The organism is Glycomyces mayteni, assembly GCF_042428885.1.
Classification (GTDB): domain Bacteria; phylum Actinomycetota; class Actinomycetes; order Mycobacteriales; family Micromonosporaceae; genus Glycomyces; species Glycomyces mayteni.
This window is the reverse complement of sequence record NZ_JBHMBP010000002.1, coordinates 80,651-98,145: the sequence shown is the minus strand read 5'-3', so window position 1 is coordinate 98,145 and position 17,495 is coordinate 80,651. Positions and strand designations below refer to the sequence as shown.

Sequence of the window (17,495 nt, the reverse complement as noted above, 5' to 3'; positions counted from 1 at the left end):
CCTTTCCCCTGCTCGCGGACCAGCCGCGAGGCTGGTTCAATTTCGAACAATCCTAGCAGTCCGCCTTCCCCCGCGCGGGTCGCGCGTTAGCGACGCCATAGCGCGCATCGAACCCGTGACGCGGCGGCCACCTGGGGCTATGTCCACTGGCCCGGTTTCCTCCGAGGAATCCTCCCGTTCTAGAGTTGGGCCCGACCAATCGACCCCAGAGGTCGGCTCCGAGCCACCGGAGGACCGCGAACCGTGAACGCCGGACGCCCTCTCAGACGCAGCGCGCTGCTCAAGCGCCTGCTCACCTTCCCCGTCGCCGCCGTGGCGGCGGTGGTGTTCCTGGTCTCCCCCGCCTCCCAGTCCAGCGCCCAGGAGGAGGGGGCCTCGGACGCGCTGAGCCAGGCCATCGAGGACTACCTGAACGCCCAGGACGAGCTCGCGGACCTGGAGCAGCAGCAGGTCGACCTCGAAGCGGAGCTGGCGTCCTCGACCGAGGAGCGGGCCGCGCTCCAGGTCGAGCTGGAGGAGTTCGCGTACGTCGCGTCCACGACCTCCGACTACCAGTCGACCGCCGCGCTCCTGGCCTCCGGCGACCCGCAGGACGCCATCGCCGCCATGGAGATCCTCCAGTTCCTCGGCGAGTCCCGGGCCCAGCGGCTCAACGAGCTGATCGCGCGCCTCCAGGAGATCGAGGCGCTCCAGCAGACCCTCGACGACAACATCGCCGAGCAGGCCGACGTCACCGAGGAGCTCGAAGCGGCCCGCGACGAGGCCGCCCGCGAGCTCGCCGGGTCCGGCGGCACCTCCACCGACGGCCCGACCGCCTCGGACGCGCCCGCGGCCGAGCCGTACGAGGGCGGCGGGGGCGGCTGCTCCGAGGACGACCCGACCCCCGCGGACGGGTGCCTCACCCCGCGGACCCTCCACGCCCTGGAGCAGGCCCAGATCGCCGGGTTCACCAGGTACGTCTCCTGCTACCGGCCCTCCGGCTCCGGCGAGCACCCCAAGGGCCGGGCCTGCGACTTCTCCTCCGAGCCGGGCGGCTTCGGCGGGGACGCCTCGGGCGGGGACTACGACTACGGGCAGAACCTCGCGGCCTGGTTCATCGAGAACTCCGACGCCCTCGGCGTGCAGTACGTGATCTGGTACCGCCAGATCTGGTTCCCCGGCAACGGGTGGAAGTCCTACTCCGGCGCGTACGGCGACCCGTCCTCCGACCACACCAACCACGTGCACCTGAGCATCCGCGCCTGACCCGGCGGAACTCACAGGTTCACTGGGGACTCGGGCTGGCCGCACGTGTGTACCGTTGGGCGATGAGCTTCGGACGATCCTCTCTGACCCGGCGCGGCGCCCTCGTCGCCGCCGGTTCGGCCGCCGCCCTGGGGCTGGCCGCGGCCTGTTCCAAGGAGAACGGCACCATATCGGAGGACGGCGGCTCCTCCGAGGAGCCGCAGAGCGCCGCCAAAGTCGCGATCACCCCCGCCGACGGGTCCGCCGACGCCACCGCCGCCACCGAGATCGCCTGGACCGTCGAGGGCGGCGAGTTCCAGGAGTTCGCGCTGACCGACGCGGCCGGCACGGCCGTCGAGGGCGCCATGCACCCCGACGGGACCACCTGGGTCCCCGCGAGCCCCCTCGAATGGGAGGGCGTCTACACCGCGACCGTGAAGGCCGCCGACGACGCCGGGCTCGTCGCCGAGGCGACCTCCACGTTCACCGTCATCGCCTCCCCCGGCGACCGCGTCGGCATCGAGAACTACCTGCCCGGGCAGGACTCCACGGTCGGGCAGGGCGCGATCCTCGCGTTCCGCTTCACCGACTACGAGGTGGCCGAGGACCTGCGGGCCTCGGTCGAGCGGCGCCTGTTCGTCACCTCCGAGCCCGAGCAGGAGGGCTCCTGGCACTGGATCACCGGGCGCGCCCTGGAGTACCGGCCCAAGGAGTACTGGCAGCCGAACACGCAGGTGAGCGTGCGGCTCGGCCTGGGCGGGCTGGCGCTGGGCGACGGGAAGTACGGCGAGTTCGACCAGGAGACGTCGTTCGCGACCGACGCCGAGGCGCGGCTCCTGGAGGCCGACAACGACACCAAGGAGATGCGGGCGTACCTGGACGGCTCGATCGTGCAGACCATCCCGATCTCGCTGGGCTCGGACACCCCGATCGACGGGAACGACGCGCGCTCGTTCTCCGGCACCATGACGATCATGAGCCGCGAGGAGTCCTCGACGTTCGTCTCCGACCTGTACGACTACGAGACCGACGTCAAGTGGGCGATGCGCCTGACGTTCTCGGGGCAGTTCATCCACGGCGCCCCCTGGGCGGCCGCCCGGCTCGGGGTCTCGAACGGCTCCCACGGCTGCCTCAACGTCTCCGACGAGATGGGCGAGTGGCTCTACAACTTCGTGCGCTGGGGCGACCCGGTCGTCGTCAAGAACACCGGGATCGAAGTGCCCCAGGGCGACGGCTTCACCGGGTGGTCGCTCGACTGGGAGACCTTCAAGGCCGGGTCGTACCTGGAATGAGGCATGGCGAAGGGCCCGGCGGGACACCGCCGGGCCCTTCGCTTCGTCTCAGACCCGCTCTTCCTGGCGGACCTTCGGGTCGGCCGCCTGCGGGTGCTCCTCCAGGATGCGCCGGTGCGCCCACCGCTCCACGAAGAACGAGGCGACCGGGACGGTCCCGCCCAGGAGCAGGCCCACGGTCTGCGGCCAGAACTTCCAGCCCGCCTGCTGCGCCAGGTGGAAGCCGAGCACCAGGTAGACCATGTAGCAGAGGCCGTGGATCGGGCTGATCACGGTCACGAGGACGTCGTTGTGGCCGATGTACTTGAGCGGCATGGCCACGAAGATCAGGCCGATGAGGAACGTGCCGACGATCCAGGCGACGATCCGGAAGCGTTTCAGAGCGGCGTTCATGCGTGGCTCCCCTGGGAGGAATCGGAAGAGGACTGCCGGGCGTTCAGGCGGTATTCATGATCATTCCGGCGAGCCTCCATGATGCCGTCCTCGAACGGCGAGGCCATCGGCGGCGGCTCGGGGCGGCGGCGCGGCGACTCGCCCTCGGGGCGGTCCTTGCGCAGCTCCAGGCGCATCTGCCTGATCCACACCACGAGCGTGAAGATCGCGAACACCGGCCATTCGAGCGCGTAGCCCCAGCTGATGGCGTTGCCGCCCTGGGCGCGGCCGAGCTGCCACCACCCGAGCAGCCCGAACGCGACCGTCAGGACCACGGCGAAGCAGTGGAGGACGATCCAGGGGGGCGTCAGCAGACGTCGCACCGCACCAGACTGCATGCCGACAGACTATGGTGACCGACCCGATGTTGCCGCCGGGGGGCCGCCCGTGGTGACATAGGCCCGTGACTCAGGAGCTCCCCCAGGCGGGCGCCGTGCGGGCCTACCCGGCCCCCGGCGCCGCCGCCGTCCGCGAACTGCTGCTCGACTGGTGCGGCGCCGACGCGGACGACGCCGACGACGCGGTGCGCGCCCTCGGCGCCCTCGACGGCCCGGCGCTGGAACTGGCCGACCGCCTGTACCAGGGCATCGCGGCCGACATGGGCGGCGTGAAATGGCTGTCGTGGCCGAAACCGCCTGCGGCGCATCCGCTCCTGGGCCTGTTCCCGCTCCTGGCGGCCGTCCCCGACATGCTCGCGTTCCACGCGGAGCGCGGCGTCGACGAGGACCTGTCGCGGCGCCTCCTCGGCGACGTCGGCGAGAAGCTGCGGCTGAACCGGCGCCTCTACGGGCGCGCCGGGCTCGACGTGGCCCACTGGTTCACCGGGCACGTGCGCGGCTCGCTGTACCAGCTCGGGCGGCTCCAGTTCTGCGTCGAGGGCGAGGGCCCCGCGCCGTACGTGGGCGTGCACATCCGCGGCGAGGGCGGCCCGCTCACGCTCGACGCGGTGCGCGACTCCGTCGAATGGGCCCTGGAGTTCCTGCCCGCGGTCTTCCCCGAGCGGTACGCCGGGCCCGGCGACCTGGCGCTCGGCTGCCACTCGTGGCTGCTCGACCCGCAGCTGCGCGACTGGCTGCCCGAGCGCTCGAACATCCCCGGCTTCGCGGAGCTGTTCGCCCTCGAAGGCGACGGCGACCCGGCCGGGAACCGCTCCGACCTGTGGCGCTTCGTGTTCGGGCGCAGCGAGGACACCCCGGTCGAGAAGCTCCCCCTCGACAACACGCTCCAGCGGTCCGTCATGGCCGGGATCGAGGCGGGCGTGCAGTGGCGCAACCGCTTCGGGCGCCTGGACCTGTCGAGGCTGGGCCTCTAAACGGACGGCGGCGGCCGCCCCGGGATTCCCCGGGGCGGCCGTTTTTCGTGCTGTCCTACGCGCGGGCCTCGGCCCACGCGTCGCTGGCGACGTAGTGGTTGTCGTACCGCTGCCCCGACGCGGGGATCTCGGCCGGGTCGGCCTCGCCCGCCACGACGCGTTCGAGCAGGCGGTAGTAGTCGAACCGGTCCGCGGCGGGGGTGAAGACCGCGAGGACGTCGGCGTCGGAGCCCTTCGCGGCGCCGAACGCGTGCGGCAGGCCCGGCGGGATCGAGACGAAGTCCCCCGCTTCGAGGACCACGACCTCGTCGCCGGTGAGGACCTGGAGTCGGCCCGAGACGACGAACAGCGACTCGCTCGCGGCGGTGTGGAAGTGCGAGGGCGCGCCGTCGCCGCCGTCGGGGAAGGTCGAGCGGGTGACCGACAGGGCGCCGCCGGTCGCGGAGGAGTCGGCGAGCAGGGTCATGACCGACCGCTGCGCGTGGGCGAGGCGCTCGGCGGAGTCGGCGCGGGCGATGACGGGCTTGAGGGTGCTCATGCGGGTGTCCTTCGGTTCGTCGTTGTTATCTAGATATTACATGTCTAGATAAAGGTTTGCAAGTGCAGTGCTCCGGAACATGTATGCCCCGAACCGGGACGGCTACCATCGGGATTATGCGAATCAGCGAAGGCGTCGAATGGGCCGCGCACTGCTGCCTCCTGCTCGACTGGATGGGCATGGGCGACCCCGCGGCGGCCGAGCCGGTCTCGACCGCCCGGCTCGCCGCCGGGTACGGCCTGCCCGCGGCCTACCTCAACAAGCAGCTCCAGCCGCTCGTCAAGGCCGGCATCCTCACCTCCACCGCGGGCAAGAAGGGCGGCTTCCGGCTCGCGAAGCCGTTGGCGGACATCACCCTCATGGACGTGCTCACCGCGATCGAGGGCCCCGGCGAGGCGTTCCAGTGCGCCGAGATCCGCCAGCGCGGCGTGTGGGCCGACGAGCCCGCGTCGGTGTTCCGCGCCCCCTGCGCCATCGACAACGCGATGCGCTCCGCCGAGCTCGAATGGCGCCGCGCCCTCGCCGCCCAGACCCTCGCCGCCGTCCAGGCCAACGCCGAGCTCCAGGCGCCGGGTCTGCGAACGCAAGTCCAGGACTGGTACGCCCGGCCGAGCACCTAGGCTTAGGCCCATGCGCATCGTCATCGCCGGATCGAGCGGCTACCTCGGCAGGCCCCTCATGCAGGCCCTCGAAGGCCACGACCTCGTCCGCCTCGTCAGGCGCCGCCCCGACGAGGAGAACGAGATCCGCTGGGACCCCTACCGCGAGGCCCTCGACCCGCAGATCCTCGACGGCGCCGACGCCGTCGTCAACCTCTGCGGCGCCTCCATCGGCGGCCAGCGCTGGAACGCGGCCTACAAGCAGCGCCTGCGCACCTCCCGCGTCGTCCCGACGACGGTGCTCGCGAAGGCCGTCGCCGAGGCGGGCGTCCCGGCCCTGGTCAACGGCTCCGCGATGGGCTGGTACGGCGACCGCGCCGACCTCGAAGTGGACGAGACCTTCCCGGCCGCCGCCGACTTCCTCGGCAGGCTCTGCCTCGCCTGGGAGCAGGCCGCGGCCCCCGCCGCCGAGGCGGGCGCCCGCGTCGCCTACCTGCGCACCGGCCACGTCCTCGGCCCCGGCAGCGTCCTCCTCGCGCGCCTCGCCCCCGCGTGGAAGTTCATGCTGGGCGGCCGGTTCGGCAGCGGCCGCCAGTACATGTCCTGGATCTCCCTGCGCGACTGGACCGCCGCCGCCGTCCGCGTCATCGAGGGCGACACCGCGGGCCCGGTCAACATGGTCTCCCCCAACGCCGTGCGCAACAAGGACTTCGCCAAAGCCCTCGGCACCGCCCTCCACCGCCCCGCCCCCTGGCCCATCCCCGGCTGGGCCGTCAAGATCGTCGCAGGCGAAGCCGCCGTGGAAATGCTCCGCGGCGCCAACATCAAACCCCGCGCCCTCGAAGCAACCGGCTTCGAGTTCCAGGACCCCACCATCCTCGAAGCCATGCGGTACGCCCTCCACTGACCCGCCCTCCGACGCGCGACACTTGCGCCATGACCCCTCCTTCGGGCCGTGCGGTCAAGCCGCGCTCGATCCGCATCGCGCAAGCCGGACTGTGGCTGCTGGTCGCCCACGTCGCGCTCTGCGGAAGCGGATCGGCCATGGCCGTCGGCATGAAGCCGATGTTCCCTGAACCGCAGCCGATGCCGATGGGACCCGACTGGGCCGACCACCCGCTCCGCTATGCGGCGCTTGCGGTCCTGGTGCTTCTCGTGCTGTCCTGCGGCGTGCTGGCGTCGGGACCGGCCCGGTCGCCGGGGCACCATAAACTTGGAGACCGCCCACTCGGAGGACCCGCCCATGTTGACCCCGCCTTCCACGCCGTTGCCGCCGGAGCTGCTGCGGCGCAAGCCAGGTACCGTCACCGCCGCGCAGGTGATGATGTGGCTTCAGTTCTCGTTCCTGATCTGCTGCGGGGCGGGGACGGGGATGATCGGGTTGTTCTGGACGTCGGTGGACTTCGACGACTTCGGGTTCGAGCAGGACCTCTCGCAGGGGTTCGAGGACCTGGCGGCGCTGATGGTCGTGGTGGTCGTGGTGACGATCTTGATCGTGGTGCTGTACGGGGTCCTGGCGGTGAAGATCGGCGCGGGGCGGCGGTGGGCGCAGGTCGTGACGATCCTGCTCATGCTCGGGTCGATCGTGACCGGGTTCTACGGCCTGTACGCCGGGTTCCGGGTCGGGGACGCGGAGGCCTCGGTGGTCGACGGGTCGCGGCTGGTGTGGACGCTGCTGGGGCTGTCGATGCCGATCGTGACGCTGCTGTGCCTGTTCACCGGCTCGGCGAACCAGTGGTTCCGGCAGCGGGGCCGGGACCCGCTCAGGGGCGTGCCGCCGCAGCCGCCGGTGTACCGCCCGTATTGAGGGCCGCCCCGAGCGCGGCGATGTTGTCGCGCACGGCCTCCGGGTCGCCGCGGCCCTCCACGAGGAGGAGCTGCCGGGAGACGCCGGTGGCCTCCGCTGACGCGGCGAGCCGTTCGGCGACGTGCGCGGCGGTGCCGACGGCGTGGCGTCCGATCATCCAGTCCACGTAGGCGCCGTGGTCGCGCTGGGTGCGGCCGGGTTTGAGGGACACGTACTGGCCGGTGCCGCGGGCGAGCAGCTCGGTGAGGGACTCGCGGAGGCGGCCGGTCTCGGCGGGCGTGTCGGCGACGTGGGCGAGGTGGGTCGAGACGTGCTCGGCCGCATCGGGGTCGTGCCCGGCGGCCTCGGCTTCGGATCGCCATGCTCCGATCAGCGAGCAGTGCTCTTCGTCCGGAGCGTGCATCCCGAGCAGGAGCGGCAGTCCGAGCCGTCCGGCGAGCCGCGCGGTCCCTTCGCCGGTGGCCGCGACCCACAGCGGGGCGCCGGTGCCGGGGGGCATCACGCGGACGGGCAGGACGTCGAAGAACTCGCCGGCGTGGGCGACCTCGGTGGCGCCGGAGAGCCAGGTGGCGAGGAGGCGCAGGCCCTCCTCGAAGCCGCGTTCGTACCGGTCGAGGCCGGAGGCGAACACGTCGAGGTCGATCCAGGGGCCGCCGCGGCCGACGCCGAGGCGGAACCGGCCGGGCGCGAGGGCGTCGAGGGTCGCGGCCTCCTCCCCCAGGGCCACGGGGTGGCGGGTGGAGAGGACGGCGACGGCCGTGCCGATCTGGATGCGCTCGGTCGCGGCGAGGAGGTGCGCGGCCATGAGGGTCGCGGAGGGGCTGGCGCCGTACTCGATGAAGTGGTGCTCGGCGGTCCAGGCGCCGTCGAGTCCGGATGCTTCGGCTTGGCGCGCATAGGAGACGACTTGGCGGAGCGCTTCCGCCGGTGCGGTACCGGGGAACACTCCGCCGAGCAGGAACACGTCGTGTGCACTCATGCACACCACTCTATTGGTCAGTGCGAGGCGATCAGTGGCGCAGCATCTCCGCGACGAGGAACGCCAGCTCCAGCGACTGCTGCGTGTTCAGGCGCGGGTCGCACGCGGTCTCGTACCGGTCGGAGAGCTGGTCGTCGCGGATCTCCTGGGCGCCGCCGACGCACTCGGTGACGTCCTCGCCGGTGAGCTCGATGTGGATGCCGCCCGGGTGGGACCCGATGCGGCGGTGGACCTCGAAGAACCCGAGGACCTCGTCCACGACCTGGTCGAACGCGCGGGTCTTGTACCCGGACGCGGACTCGAAGGTGTTGCCGTGCATGGGGTCGCACTGCCACACGACCTTGCACCCGGCGGCCTCGACCTTCTCGACGATCGGGGGGAGCAGCGTGCGGACGTGCTTGTGGCCCATGCGGGTGATGATGACGAGCTTGCCGGGGACGTTCTCCGGGTTGAGCTTCTGGCACATCTCCACGACCCACTCGGGCGTGGCGGTCGGGCCGATCTTGCAGCCCACCGGGTTGGCGACGCGCGAGAGGAAGTCGATGTGGGCGCCGCCGAGCTGGCGGGTGCGCTCGCCGTTCCAGACCATGTGGCCGGACAGGGCGTACGCCTTGCCGTCGTAGATGCGGGTGAGCGCCCGGTCGTACTCGATGGCGAGCATCTCGTGGGACGCGAAGACCTCCGCGGTGTGGAGGTTGTCGTCCTCGACGCCGCACGCGGCCATGAAGCGCACGGCCCGGTCGATCTCGCGGCCGATGGCCTCGTACCGCTCCCCGGCCGGGGAGGTGCGCACGAAGTCCTTGTTCCAGTCGTGGACGGCCATGAGGTCGGCGAGGCCGCCGCGGAGGTACGCGCGGAGCATGTTCATGGTCGCGGCGGAGTTGGCGTAGGCGCGGATCATCCGCTGCGGGTCGACGACCCGGGCCTCCTCGGTCGCTTCGAGCGAGTTGAACATGTCGCCGCGGTACACGGGCAGGCCGAGCGAGTCGGTCGCGGCCGAGCGCGGCTTGGAGTACTGGCCGGCGATGCGGCCGACCTTGACGACGGGGAGCGACGCGCCGTAGGTGAGCACGACCGCCATCTGGAGGAGCGTGCGCATGTTCGCGAGGACGTGGTGCTCGGTGTTGTCGATGAACGTCTCGGCGCAGTCGCCGCCCTGCATGAGGAACGCGCGGCCCTCGCACACCTCGGCGAGGCGCTCGCGCAGGTGGTCGACCTCATAGGGGGCGACGATCGGCGGGACGGCGGCGAGCACGCCGGTCACGTCCTCGACCTCGGCGTAGTCGGGCCACGGGGGGACCTGCTCTCGGGGCAGGTCCCGCCAGGCGTCGAGCTGATAGCGCTCGGCTTCGTCCTCGTCGGCGACGACGGGGACGAGGCCGGGGTTTCGCAGGTCATGCCATTGGCGGTTCACGCGCATATCGTACGCGGGCGGCCCGGGCGGCGGTGACAGCGAATCGGGAGTCCCATGGGTTGGGCCACTGGCGCGGCGGGCCGCCGCGACACACTCGGGCTCGCGGAGACATCCCACCTTTGACGGCGCGTCTAGGCTGGTCGGGTGCGTAAGACGACGATTGATGAGTGGCTGTCCGACCTCGCGTCGGACAAGCCGGCGCCCGGCGGGGGCGCCGCGGCGGGGGTGAACGCGGCCATGGGCGCCGCCCTGGTCTCCATGGTGTGCAACCTGACGATCGGGAAGCCCAAGTTCGCGGAGCACGAGGCGGTGATGCGGGAGGTCCTGGCCGAGGCCGAGCGGCTCCGGGGCGAGGCGCTCCAGTTGGCCGAGGAGGACGCCGAGGCGTTCTCCGGCGTGGTCGCCGCCTACAAGCTCCCGAAGTCCTCAGACGAGGAGAAGGCCGCGCGGACCGCGGCGATCCAGTCGGGCCTGGTCGAGGCCGCGGCGGTGCCGCTGGCGGTCGCGCGGGTCGCGGCGGAGGTCATCAAGCTGTCGGGGCGGGTCCTGGAGGGCTCCAACCCGAACGTGCTGTCCGATGTGGCCGTGGCGGCGTCGGCGGCGAAGTCGGCGCTGGAGTCGGCGGCCCTGAACGTGGACATCAACCTGGTGTCGATCAAGGACGCGGCCGAGCGCGAGCGGCTCGCGGGCGCCCTGAACGAGGCGCTCCAGGCGAAGGTGCAGGCCGAGGCGATCATGCACGCGGTCGCGAAGCGGATCCGCGCATGAGCGACATCGACGGGCGCGCGGTCGCCAAGGCGATCCGCGCAGACGTGGCCGCGGCGGCGGCGAAGCTGCGCGCGGAGGGGACGGCGCCGACGCTCGCGGTCGTCGTGCCCACCGACGACGAGGGCACCGCCTGGTACGTGCGGTCGATCAAGAAGGCCGCCGAGAAGGAGGGCGTCGACTGCCGCGTCGAGCAGCTCGACGCGCCCGGCAAGGGCGAGATCATCGCGAAGCTCCAGGAGCTGTCGGCCGATCCGGACGTGCACGGGATCATCTGCCAGACGCCGCTTCCCGACGGGGTGACGCTGCCCGAGGTGGGCTGGTACATCAGCCCGTTCAAGGACATCGACGGCGCGAACTCCGAGGGCCTGGGCCGCCTGGCGCAGGGCCGGCGCACGTGGGCCCCGGCGACGGCCGCGGCCGTGCTGGAGCTGCTCAAGCGCGAGGGCCTGGAGCTGTCGGGCGCGCGGGCCGTGGTGGTCGGCCGCTCGACCGTGGTCGGCAAGCCCGCCGCTTTGCTGCTGCTCAACGAGTCGGCGACGGTGACCGTGTGCCACTCGCGCACCAAGGATCTGGCGGCGGTGTGCCGCGAGGCGGACGTCCTGGTCGCGGCGGTCGGGCGCGCGGGCATGATCGGCGCGGACTTCGTGAAGCCCGGCGCGACGGTCATCGACGTGGGCACCAACCCGACCGACGACGGGGGCCTGGTCGGCGACGTCGACTACGCCGCGGTCGCCCCGGTCGCGGGCCGCCTCACGCCGGTCCCCGGCGGCGTCGGCCCGGTGACCACGGCGCTCCTGCTGCGCCACACGGTCGAGGCCGCGGAGCTGTCGAAGACGCACCCGTAGGCACTGCGACGCGAAACGGCCGGGACTCGATGGGGTCCCGGCCGTTTCGCGCGCTTTGAACCAGGTCGGGCAAGTGGCGGATACCCGACAGACATGGGCGACTACCGGACGTAGCGTTAAGACTCCGCACGCAGAGGAGGTCTCGAATGACACGTCGTCTTGCCTTCGTGGCGACCGTCGCCGCCATGATCCTGGCGGTGTCGAGCCCGGCGATGGCGTTCCAGCACGACCGGGTCCACAACCCGGTGCTGCACTGGGCGCTCGACATCGCGACCCTGGCCATCGTGGTCGCGCCGATCTGGACGGCGCTGCTGTGGGGGCGGGGCCAGAACAAGTGGATGCTCGTGGGGCTCATCGGCATCGTGCAGGTGCCGGTGGCGATCCTCGGGTTCTCGCCGGGCGCCTCGTCGCTGTTCGCGGGCACCGGCCTGTTCTTCGGGCTGGCGATCACGGCCGCGGCGATCGTCTACACGCGGCGGGCCACCCGCCTGGAGCGCGCCAAGGCGGCCGACGCGCAGGCCGCCGAAGCGGACTGACCCGGGCCCCGCAGGGGCCTACGGGACCGGGCGCGCGGTGACCGCGCCCGCCACAACTCCATCCTCCGGATCGACGAGGAACCGCCGGGCCGGGCTCCCCGAGCCCAGCTCGAACCCGCGGGCCCGGTCGCCGTCGAAGAGCACCCGCAGCAGCGGGCACCCCGCGAACGGCCCGTCGAACCCGCCCGAGCCGGGGTCCCGGTAGGCGTGCCACGAGCAGTGCGCCTCGCCGACCCAGCCCCAGGCCCGGTGGGTCTCGCTCCCGGCGAACCGGTAGACCCCGACGCTGAGCACCCGGTCCCCGACCGGCCGCCGGTGGAAGTCGGCGACGAGCCCTTTGACCGGGACGCCCTCGAAGTCGACGTCCTCAAGGGTCTTGTGAAACGTGAAATCGGCGAGATGCGGGATCTCGCCGATTTCCATGTGGAGACCGGACTCCCGCGGATCGGTCGCTCGCGGGACGAGGTCTCGTGGAACGGTCTGCTGCGGACGCGGATCGGTCTCGGTAAATGCGACGGGCACGCCCGGTCTAACGACCGGGCGCGCCCGCGGTTGCGCTCTCGCAGTGCTTTGTGGCCGGTCCGCCTTCAGCTCCCCTTCAGGAACCCGCAGGTAGCGTTGAAAACGGGGGGCCCACCCCAGCGGGCGGGACCGGCCTCCGGCGTGGGCTACACGCCGAAGAAGACCTCGGCGTCGGCGTAGCGCTCGACCGGTACGGTCTTGAGCACGTCGGTGCCCTCGTGGATCGGGATGCGCACCACGTTGGTGCCCTGGAGCGCCATCATCTTGCCGAAGTCGCCCTCGTTGACCGCGTCCGCGGCTTCGAGGCCCAGGCGGGTCGCGAGGACCCGGTCGAACGCCGACGGGGTGCCGCCGCGCTGGAGGTGGCCGAGGATGATCGCACGCGTCTCGATGTCCGCGCGCTCCTTGATCTGCGCCGCGACCCAGTCGCCCACGCCGCCGAGCTTGACGTGGCCGAACGCGTCGACCTCGCCGTCCTTGAGGACCATGCCCTCCTGGGCGTGCGCGCCCTCGGACACCGCGACGATGGTGGCCTTCCCGGCCTCCTTGCGGTCCTTGACGAACGCCGCGACCTTCTCGATGTCGAACGCGACCTCGGGGATGAGCGTCACGTTCGCGCCGCCCGCGATGCCCGCGTGCAGCGTCATCCAGCCCGCGTGGCGGCCCATGATCTCCACGACGATGCACCGGTCGTGCGAGTCCGCGGTCGTCCACAGCCGGTCGATGGCCTCGGTCGCGATGTTCACGGCCGTGTCGAAGCCGAACGTGTAGTCCGTGCCCGACAGGTCGTTGTCGATGGTCTTCGGCACGCCGACGCAGTTCACGCCGTCGGCGGTCAGCTTCGTGGCCACGCCCAGGGTGTCCTCGCCGCCGATGGCGATGAGCGCGTCCACGCCCAGGTCCGCCATGTTCTTCTTGATGGCCTCGACGCCGCCCTCGATCTTGTAGGGGTTCGTCCGCGAGGAGTGGAGGATGGTGCCGCCCTGGTCGAGGATGTTCTCGACCACGTCCCAGTTCAGCTCCTGGGTGATGCCCTCGATCGGGCCCCTCCAGCCGTAGCGGAAGCCCACGAACTCGTGGCCGTATTCCTTGGTGCCCTTACGGACAGCGGCTCGGATGACCGCGTTGAGACCGGGGCAGTCGCCGCCGCCGGTGAGCACGCCAATGCGCATGCGTCTAACTCCCTAGAAGTGAGGACTGTTAACTGGGCGGCCTCATTGCCGAAACTTCGCCCACCATATATCGGGGCCCGGGAACGGCGACCAGGGGTTGGGGACGCGGTTCAGCGGTGGGACTCGGCCACGCCCGAGCGCTCGCCGCGCACCGCTTCGAGGGCCTTCCACCGGGCCAGGTTCAGCTTCGCGTCCGTCAAGGCGTCGTGCATGTCCGCGTCCGGGGTCACCGGCAGCTCCGGGCGGCCCAGGTCCTCCCAGCGCTGGCGCAGGTCCTTCGTCATCCGCGGCAGCGCGCGCGGCAGCTCCGGCATCGTCCCCCACAGCTGCGCGAGCACCACGTGGTCGTACGCGCCGATCCACGCCCACAGCTCCACGCGCTCCCCCGGGTGGCTGCCGGTCTTGCGGCGAACCGGCCCCACCAGGAACTCGTACAGCTCGTCGCGGATCGTCGCCCGGTCCTTCCACAGGTGGCTCGACGGGGCCGGGAGCTTGTCGAGGACGTTGCGCCGCACCCACTCGATCGCCCGCGACGGGTCGAACTCGGTCGACACGGCGTAGTACTCGCGGCCGTGCTCGTCGACGACCGCGATCGAGACCAGGTCGATCGTGCGACCGTCCTCGATGAACTCGGTGTCGTAGAAGTAGCGGTACGCCACGCATCGGCCTTTCGTATGATCACGGGCGGTCTGTTCGGCCCAGAATCGGGCGCCGCCCGTATGTCGCCGGACTGGAGTCGACGCTACGCCATACGATCAGGCAGCCGGAATCTGACCTCGCAATCTGCATATGAGAAGCGCGATACCGGACAATAGACGCGAAAGCACGTAGACTCGATCGTACGCGCGGCCGAGCGACAAGTGCACCGTCTGGACACACGACCCAACGGAGCGTGAAGTTTCCGACACCGGGCTCTGTACAACGACGGAAAAGACAGCGATCATCGGAGGGAACCCGCGACCCGGGACCCACCGAAGGGGGAGAACTATGGGTGTCAGCCCATCTGAAGACCCGCTTGCAGGCGTCGCCATGTTCGCCGGCCTCGACCCGCAGGCGCGGCGGCAGATCGCGGGCGTGGCCGTGCAGCGCCACTACCGGCGCGGGCACCTCCTGTTCTTCGAGGGCGAGCCGGGCGAGTCGCTCATCATGATCCGCTCCGGCGCCGTCAGCGTCTTCCGCACCGCGGCCACCGGCGAGCGGGCCATGCTCCACGTCGCCCGCGCCCCCGAGGTCCTCGGCGAGGTCTCCCTCCTCGACGGCTCCCCCCGGTCGGCCAGCGCGGAGGCCCTGGAGGACACGTCGGCGCTGGCGCTGGCGCGCTCGTCGTTCCTGGAGCTGGTGCACGGCAACCCGAAGATGCTCGACGCGGTGCTGCGGTCGATGGGCATGATCGTGCGGCGGCTCACGGAGCAGTCCTCGGACCACGTGTTCCTGGACCTGCCGGGCCGGGTGGCGAAGACGCTGGTGCGGCTCGCGGAGCAGCACTCGTCGCCGATGACGACGATCGAGCTGAACCAGACGCAGCTGGCGGAGATGGCGGGCGGGTCGCGCCAGAGCGTCAACCAGGCGATAGGGATCTTCGCGAACCGGGGCTGGCTGCGGACGGAGGGCCGCAAGATCGTGGTGGTGGACCTGCCGGCGCTGCGGCGGCGGGCGGGCTTCGGGGGGCCCGAATAAGCGGTGCAGTGGGGGCCGAGCAGGCGGTGCGGCGAGGAGCCCGGCGGCGGGCCCGGTCAGTTCGCCTGACTGACTATTCCTTCTGCTGGCGCGCCTTGACGTCCGCGGCGTACTCGTCGACGTAGTCCTGGCCGGTGAGCTCGCGGAGGGCGTCCATGACCTCGTCGGTGACGGCGCGCTCGATGAACCGGTCGCCCACGAGCTCCCGGTACCGGTTGAAGTCCAGGGGCGGCCCGAACTTGATGCGGACGCGGCCGATCCTGGGGATGCGGCGGCCGATGGGCTGGAGCTCGCCGGTGTTGAGCATGGCGACGGGCACCACCGGGGAGCCGGTCTGGAGGGCGAGGCGGGCGACGCCGGTCTTGCCGCGGTACAGGCGCCCGTCGGGCGAGCGCGTGCCCTCGGGGTAGATGCCGAACAGGCGGCCCTCGGTGAGGATGCGCTTCCCGGTGTCGAGGGAGACGTTGGCGGCGTCGCCCCCGGCGCGGTCGACGGGGATGGCGCCGACGGCGTTCATGAAGGTCCGCACGAACCAGCCTTTGAAGCCGGTGCCGGTGAAGTACTCCTCCTTGGCGATGAACGTGACGCGGCGCGTGACGACCAAGGGCATGAAGAAGGAGTCGGTCACGGCGAGGTGGTTGGAGGCCAGGATCGCCGGGCCGTCGTCGGGGACGTGTTCGAGCCCGTCGACCTTCGGGCGGTAGACCACCCACAGCAGCGACCCCAGTGTCGCCTTCAGAAACCACCACATGATCACGGGTCCAAGCGTATCGGCATCGGTCAATCCGGCGGACCGGCGTCCGCCCGGGGCGGGCCGATCGGGCCGGCGAGCGGTGGCAGGGCGGGGCGGGCGCGTGCGAGAATGGGCACGCAGCGCGAAAAGGGACCTCCCCGGCCGCGGCCCCGGGCCGCTCCGGGCCGGGCGGGTCCGGCGCCCCACATTCGGCGATCCGGGAGGCGACGTGACGATCGATTCCGAGGAGTTCGCGTTCGACCTCGGTCCTGACGCCAAGGCCACGATGCTGCTGTGCCACGGGTTCACGTCGGACCCGGCGTCGATGCGCCCGTGGGGCGAGTACCTGCGGGACGCGGGCTTCAACGTCATCGCGCCGCTCCTGCCGGGGCACGGCGAGACGTGGCAGGTGCTGGCGAAGTCGACGTGGCAGCAGTGGTACGGCCGCTTGGAGGGGGCGCTCGACGAGGCGCTGGCCCTGGGCCTGCCGGTGTTCGCGGGGGGCCTGTCGATGGGCGGGTCGCTGTGCCTGCGGCTGGCGGAGCAGCGCGGGGGTGACCTCGCGGGGCTGGTGCTGGTGAACCCGGCGATCTTCGACTCGAAGCGCGAGGGGTTCCTGGCGCCGGTGCTGCGGTACGTGATGCCGAGCGTCGCGGCGATCGGGTCGGATCTGAACAAGCCCGACGTGCGGGAGAAGACGACGGACCGGACGCCGGTGGCGGCGTACGTGTCGCTGCGGCAGTTGTGGAAGGTGACGCGGCCGGAGCTGGCGCGGGTGACGGTGCCGTTGCGGCTGTTCACGAGTGCGCAGGACCATGTGGTGAATCCGCGCAACAGCGCGGTGGTGCGCGCGGGGGTGCGGTCGAAGGACGTGGAGTCGACGGTGCTGCCGCGGAGCTTCCATGTGGCGACGCTGGACTACGACGCGGAGACGATCTTCTCGGGGAGCGCGGAGTTCATGGAGCGGCAGTTGGCGAAGGCGCGGTCGGTCCATGACTGAGCGGGGCGAGGAGCCCGAGGCCGGCGGTCAGGAGGACGGCCGGGAGGGCGAGCTGCTGCCGGAGGACGTGGACCGGCGGTTCGAGGAGCTGGTACGGGGTCTTGAGGACCCGTCGCAGTCGCCGTCGCCCGAGCCCGAGGAGGTCGCGGCGGAGGCGGTGACGCCGCCGTCGCGGATGTCGTCGTCCGATGAGGAGCCGGGCCTGCTGGAGCTGTGGGACGCGGACCTGCCGGACGACGAGGAGGACGAGTACCGTCCCCCGGAGCCGCCGCCGGTGCCGTGGCCGAGCCTGCCCGCGGTGGGCGGGGTGCTCTTGATCGTGGCGGGCCTGGCGCTGCTGGTGAACCCGGGTATCGCGCCACTGGGGACGAACCCGGGCCGCCTGGTCGGCTTCGTGGGGTTCCTCATCGGCGTGTGGCTGCTCATCAGCCGCCTGCGCCCGGACAAGGACGCCGACGACACGGACGACGGCGCGGTCGTCTGACCCTTTCGGGGGACGCGCTTCAGGTCCCCTTCAGGTTTCCCCCGGTAGCTTGGAAACCGGGGGCCCTTTCCCGACGCCCCGTCGCGCCATCGGCGTGCGCCGCGGGGCGGCGCCGCGCTTCAGGTCCCCTTCAGGTTCGCGCCGGTAGCGTTGGAAACCGG

General features: G+C 71.4%; 21 protein-coding genes. 12 read left to right on the top strand and 9 right to left on the bottom strand.

What is annotated here, in order from left to right; genetic code table 11:
- Positions 1-243: 243 nt before the first annotated feature.
- Positions 244-1,245, top strand: a complete 1,002-nt coding sequence (locus ACFFXY_RS07055; protein WP_382347642.1) for a VldE C-terminal domain-containing protein — start codon at positions 244-246, stop codon at positions 1,243-1,245.
- 62 nt (positions 1,246-1,307) lie between these two features.
- Entirely contained in the window at positions 1,308-2,516 is a 1,209-nt protein-coding gene (locus ACFFXY_RS07050; protein ID WP_382347639.1) for a L,D-transpeptidase, read from the top strand.
- A 48-nt stretch (positions 2,517-2,564) separates the two neighbouring features.
- On the opposite strand, the gene ACFFXY_RS07045 is transcribed toward ACFFXY_RS07050, so the two are convergent.
- Both ACFFXY_RS07045 and ACFFXY_RS07040 read right to left on the bottom strand, forming a co-directional pair.
- The gene (locus ACFFXY_RS07045; protein WP_359953617.1) at positions 2,565-2,909 is read right to left on the bottom strand and encodes a DUF3817 domain-containing protein; all 345 of its coding nucleotides are present in this window, start codon (positions 2,907-2,909) and stop codon (positions 2,565-2,567) included.
- On the bottom strand, positions 2,906-3,271 hold the full coding sequence (locus ACFFXY_RS07040; protein ID WP_382347635.1) for a hypothetical protein: 366 nt from the start codon (positions 3,269-3,271) through the stop codon (positions 2,906-2,908). Before ACFFXY_RS07040 ends, ACFFXY_RS07045 begins: the two co-directional genes overlap by 4 nt.
- A gap of 80 nt (positions 3,272-3,351) precedes the next feature.
- Between ACFFXY_RS07040 and ACFFXY_RS07035 the strand changes: the two genes are divergently transcribed.
- Positions 3,352-4,260 carry an acyltransferase domain-containing protein gene (locus ACFFXY_RS07035; protein WP_382347632.1) on the top strand — a complete coding sequence of 303 codons (909 nt, stop codon included), beginning with the start codon at positions 3,352-3,354 and terminating at the stop codon, positions 4,258-4,260.
- 55 nt (positions 4,261-4,315) lie between these two features.
- Here the strand turns inward: ACFFXY_RS07035 and ACFFXY_RS07030 are convergent, their stop codons facing one another.
- Positions 4,316-4,798 carry a cupin domain-containing protein gene (locus tag ACFFXY_RS07030; RefSeq protein ID WP_382347630.1) on the bottom strand — a complete coding sequence of 161 codons (483 nt, stop codon included), beginning with the start codon at positions 4,796-4,798 and terminating at the stop codon, positions 4,316-4,318.
- Between the two features lie 116 nt (positions 4,799-4,914).
- Here ACFFXY_RS07030 and ACFFXY_RS07025 point away from each other — a divergent pair, with 116 nt between their 5' ends.
- The 3 genes from ACFFXY_RS07025 (at position 4,915) to ACFFXY_RS07015 (ending at position 7,204) form a co-directional block, all read left to right on the top strand.
- Complete coding sequence (locus ACFFXY_RS07025; RefSeq protein ID WP_382347627.1) at positions 4,915-5,418, top strand: RrF2 family transcriptional regulator; 504 nt, start codon at positions 4,915-4,917, stop codon at positions 5,416-5,418.
- A 10-nt stretch (positions 5,419-5,428) separates the two neighbouring features.
- A complete protein-coding gene (locus ACFFXY_RS07020) occupies positions 5,429-6,304 on the top strand; it encodes a TIGR01777 family oxidoreductase (protein ID WP_382347625.1) in 876 nt (291 codons plus the stop codon).
- Positions 6,305-6,640: 336 nt separating this feature from the next.
- Positions 6,641-7,204 (top strand): hypothetical protein, encoded by a 564-nt coding sequence (locus ACFFXY_RS07015; RefSeq protein ID WP_382347623.1) that lies wholly within the window; start codon positions 6,641-6,643, stop codon positions 7,202-7,204.
- On the opposite strand, the gene ACFFXY_RS07010 is transcribed toward ACFFXY_RS07015, so the two are convergent.
- The gene (locus ACFFXY_RS07010; RefSeq protein ID WP_382347620.1) at positions 7,161-8,183 is read right to left on the bottom strand and encodes an LLM class flavin-dependent oxidoreductase; all 1,023 of its coding nucleotides are present in this window, start codon (positions 8,181-8,183) and stop codon (positions 7,161-7,163) included. The two genes, ACFFXY_RS07015 and ACFFXY_RS07010, sit on opposite strands and share 44 nt — an antisense overlap.
- 31 nt (positions 8,184-8,214) lie before the next feature.
- Positions 8,215-9,597 carry a class II 3-deoxy-7-phosphoheptulonate synthase gene (locus ACFFXY_RS07005; protein WP_382347618.1) on the bottom strand — a complete coding sequence of 461 codons (1,383 nt, stop codon included), beginning with the start codon at positions 9,595-9,597 and terminating at the stop codon, positions 8,215-8,217.
- A 144-nt stretch (positions 9,598-9,741) separates the two neighbouring features.
- Between ACFFXY_RS07005 and ACFFXY_RS07000 the strand changes: the two genes are divergently transcribed.
- The 3 genes from ACFFXY_RS07000 to ACFFXY_RS06990 all read left to right on the top strand — a co-directional run bounded on the left by ACFFXY_RS07000 (position 9,742) and on the right by ACFFXY_RS06990 (position 11,746).
- On the top strand, positions 9,742-10,365 hold the full coding sequence (locus ACFFXY_RS07000) for a cyclodeaminase/cyclohydrolase family protein (protein ID WP_382347615.1): 624 nt from the start codon (positions 9,742-9,744) through the stop codon (positions 10,363-10,365).
- Positions 10,362-11,210 (top strand): bifunctional 5,10-methylenetetrahydrofolate dehydrogenase/5,10-methenyltetrahydrofolate cyclohydrolase, encoded by an 849-nt coding sequence (locus tag ACFFXY_RS06995; RefSeq protein WP_382347612.1) that lies wholly within the window; start codon positions 10,362-10,364, stop codon positions 11,208-11,210. Before ACFFXY_RS07000 ends, ACFFXY_RS06995 begins: the two co-directional genes overlap by 4 nt.
- Before the next feature lie 146 nt (positions 11,211-11,356).
- Entirely contained in the window at positions 11,357-11,746 is a 390-nt protein-coding gene (locus ACFFXY_RS06990; protein WP_382347609.1) for a hypothetical protein, read from the top strand.
- A gap of 18 nt (positions 11,747-11,764) precedes the next feature.
- On the opposite strand, the gene ACFFXY_RS06985 is transcribed toward ACFFXY_RS06990, so the two are convergent.
- The 3 genes from ACFFXY_RS06985 to ACFFXY_RS06975 all read right to left on the bottom strand — a co-directional run bounded on the left by ACFFXY_RS06985 (position 11,765) and on the right by ACFFXY_RS06975 (position 14,099).
- Positions 11,765-12,169: a hypothetical protein gene (locus ACFFXY_RS06985; protein ID WP_382347606.1), complete on the bottom strand. Its 405-nt coding sequence runs from the start codon at positions 12,167-12,169 to the stop codon at positions 11,765-11,767.
- A gap of 245 nt (positions 12,170-12,414) precedes the next feature.
- A complete protein-coding gene (locus ACFFXY_RS06980) occupies positions 12,415-13,440 on the bottom strand; it encodes a 6-phosphofructokinase (RefSeq protein ID WP_382347603.1) in 1,026 nt (341 codons plus the stop codon).
- A gap of 110 nt (positions 13,441-13,550) precedes the next feature.
- Entirely contained in the window at positions 13,551-14,099 is a 549-nt protein-coding gene (locus ACFFXY_RS06975) for a polyadenylate-specific 3'-exoribonuclease AS (protein ID WP_382347600.1), read from the bottom strand.
- A gap of 328 nt (positions 14,100-14,427) precedes the next feature.
- On the opposite strand from ACFFXY_RS06975, the gene ACFFXY_RS06970 reads away from it, so the two are divergent.
- Positions 14,428-15,117, top strand: a complete 690-nt coding sequence (locus ACFFXY_RS06970) for a Crp/Fnr family transcriptional regulator (protein ID WP_198667126.1) — start codon at positions 14,428-14,430, stop codon at positions 15,115-15,117.
- Positions 15,118-15,190: 73 nt separating this feature from the next.
- Here ACFFXY_RS06970 and ACFFXY_RS06965 read toward each other — a convergent pair whose 3' ends face one another.
- A complete protein-coding gene (locus ACFFXY_RS06965) occupies positions 15,191-15,868 on the bottom strand; it encodes a lysophospholipid acyltransferase family protein (protein WP_382350540.1) in 678 nt (225 codons plus the stop codon).
- Positions 15,869-16,079: 211 nt separating this feature from the next.
- Here ACFFXY_RS06965 and ACFFXY_RS06960 point away from each other — a divergent pair, with 211 nt between their 5' ends.
- Together ACFFXY_RS06960 and ACFFXY_RS06955 are read left to right on the top strand one after the other, a co-directional pair.
- Entirely contained in the window at positions 16,080-16,850 is a 771-nt protein-coding gene (locus ACFFXY_RS06960) for an alpha/beta hydrolase (RefSeq protein WP_382347596.1), read from the top strand.
- Positions 16,843-17,334: a DUF308 domain-containing protein gene (locus ACFFXY_RS06955; RefSeq protein ID WP_382347593.1), complete on the top strand. Its 492-nt coding sequence runs from the start codon at positions 16,843-16,845 to the stop codon at positions 17,332-17,334. Before ACFFXY_RS06960 ends, ACFFXY_RS06955 begins: the two co-directional genes overlap by 8 nt.
- The last annotated feature ends 161 nt before the right edge of the window (positions 17,335-17,495 follow it).

What these genes read in the sequence shown, in the direction of transcription:
- ACFFXY_RS07030 (WP_382347630.1), bottom strand. Translation starts at nt 4,798, where the DNA reads ATGAGCACCCTCAAGCCCGTCATCGCCCGCGCCGACTCCGCCGAGCGC.
- ACFFXY_RS07010 (WP_382347620.1), bottom strand. Translation starts at nt 8,183, where the DNA reads ATGAGTGCACACGACGTGTTCCTGCTCGGCGGAGTGTTCCCCGGTACC.
- ACFFXY_RS07045 (WP_359953617.1), bottom strand. Translation starts at nt 2,909, where the DNA reads ATGAACGCCGCTCTGAAACGCTTCCGGATCGTCGCCTGGATCGTCGGC.
- ACFFXY_RS06990 (WP_382347609.1), top strand. Translation starts at nt 11,357, where the DNA reads ATGACACGTCGTCTTGCCTTCGTGGCGACCGTCGCCGCCATGATCCTG.
- ACFFXY_RS06980 (WP_382347603.1), bottom strand. Translation starts at nt 13,440, where the DNA reads ATGCGCATTGGCGTGCTCACCGGCGGCGGCGACTGCCCCGGTCTCAAC.
- ACFFXY_RS06965 (WP_382350540.1), bottom strand. Translation starts at nt 15,868, where the DNA reads ATGTGGTGGTTTCTGAAGGCGACACTGGGGTCGCTGCTGTGGGTGGTC.
- ACFFXY_RS06995 (WP_382347612.1), top strand. Translation starts at nt 10,362, where the DNA reads ATGAGCGACATCGACGGGCGCGCGGTCGCCAAGGCGATCCGCGCAGAC.
- ACFFXY_RS07050 (WP_382347639.1), top strand. Translation starts at nt 1,308, where the DNA reads ATGAGCTTCGGACGATCCTCTCTGACCCGGCGCGGCGCCCTCGTCGCC.
- ACFFXY_RS07015 (WP_382347623.1), top strand. Translation starts at nt 6,641, where the DNA reads ATGTTGACCCCGCCTTCCACGCCGTTGCCGCCGGAGCTGCTGCGGCGC.
- ACFFXY_RS06985 (WP_382347606.1), bottom strand. Translation starts at nt 12,169, where the DNA reads ATGGAAATCGGCGAGATCCCGCATCTCGCCGATTTCACGTTTCACAAG.
- ACFFXY_RS07020 (WP_382347625.1), top strand. Translation starts at nt 5,429, where the DNA reads ATGCGCATCGTCATCGCCGGATCGAGCGGCTACCTCGGCAGGCCCCTC.
- ACFFXY_RS07025 (WP_382347627.1), top strand. Translation starts at nt 4,915, where the DNA reads ATGCGAATCAGCGAAGGCGTCGAATGGGCCGCGCACTGCTGCCTCCTG.
- ACFFXY_RS06970 (WP_198667126.1), top strand. Translation starts at nt 14,428, where the DNA reads ATGGGTGTCAGCCCATCTGAAGACCCGCTTGCAGGCGTCGCCATGTTC.
- ACFFXY_RS06955 (WP_382347593.1), top strand. Translation starts at nt 16,843, where the DNA reads ATGACTGAGCGGGGCGAGGAGCCCGAGGCCGGCGGTCAGGAGGACGGC.